The sequence below is a fragment of the Streptococcus sp. A34 genome (genome assembly GCF_043674115.1).
GTDB lineage: Bacteria > Bacillota > Bacilli > Lactobacillales > Streptococcaceae > Streptococcus > Streptococcus suis_V.
Window position 1 is genome coordinate 1 of record NZ_JBIMJM010000075.1, and the last position, 1,027, is coordinate 1,027.

The 1,027-nt window shown below is 67.7% G+C and carries 2 protein-coding genes; both read left to right on the forward strand.

What is annotated here, in order from left to right:
* Positions 1-83 precede the first annotated feature (83 nt).
* The gene (locus tag ACHBGV_RS10265) at positions 84-320 is read left to right on the forward strand and encodes a hypothetical protein (protein ID WP_336543575.1); all 237 of its coding nucleotides are present in this window, start codon (positions 84-86) and stop codon (positions 318-320) included.
* A 124-nt stretch (positions 321-444) separates the two neighbouring features.
* Positions 445-993, forward strand: a complete 549-nt coding sequence (locus ACHBGV_RS10270) for a hypothetical protein (protein ID WP_394736279.1) — start codon at positions 445-447, stop codon at positions 991-993.
* Positions 994-1,027: the final 34 nt, after the last annotated feature.

The window sequence follows — 1,027 nt, forward strand, 5'->3', positions numbered from 1 at the left end:
CGCCGCGCACGGAACACGGGGCGGAAGACGATCGACACGAGCGTCGACATCGCGGGCCCGGCGACCGAGGGCGAGGGCGAGTGATGGCTCGTCGATTCGACAACTACCCGCGGATCTCCGCGGCGAAGGGGACGACGATCCCCGACCGAACGCTCACCCTCGGGGACCTCCGCGAGCTCGTCGATGCGGCGGCTCTGCTCCCCGACGAGACGGTCGTGCGCGTGACGTCGATCCCGTTTCACATGCCGGACCTCGGCAACCCGAAGGGCGGGCGCGCGATGACGATCGCGCTCGACTATCCCGACGAGCCGACCCCCTAGACCGAGCCCGCCGCCGTTAGGTGATGCGCCGAGAGGGGCGGCGGCGGGCTCACATAACTTCGGCATCACCGAAGACTCGACCGGCAACCGCCGGCCGATCACCCCGAAAGAAAGAAGGCCCATCGTGGCGAAGGACAAGAGCAAGAAGAGCGGCGGCGACGAGTTCGCGAAGCCGAGCGAGGCGCCCGCGGGCGGCGACGGCTTCACCCTCACGAGCGACGAGAACCGCGGCAAGCTGCTGCTGATCACGCCGCTTCGGACGGAGCGGATCGAGGACAAGTTCTCGAAGGAGCCGGGCGCGACGAAGGAGATCATCGTCGCCGACGTCGTCGTCCTGGACGAGAAGAAGCCCGCGAAGTCGGAGGAGCACGAAGAGGTCTACGTGTTCAGCGGCTACCTCAAGGGCGCGCTGCGCGGCTACATCGGCGAGCGCCGCGTGCTCGGCCGCCTCACGAACACCGAGGACACGAGCAAGAAGAAGGACCGCGGGAACTACTACTGGGAGCTCGAGGACGCGGACGCCGACGACGTCGCGGTCGCGCGCGCCTATCTCGAGGCCCTGAACAACCCGCTCGCGAAGATCTCGAAGGACGAGAAGCCCGCGAAGAAGGGCAAGAAGTCGAAGCCCGAGCCGGAGCCGGAGCCCGCGAAGAAGAAGAGCAAGAAGAAGTAGCTCACCCCCGATCGACGGGCGTCGCGTCATCCGG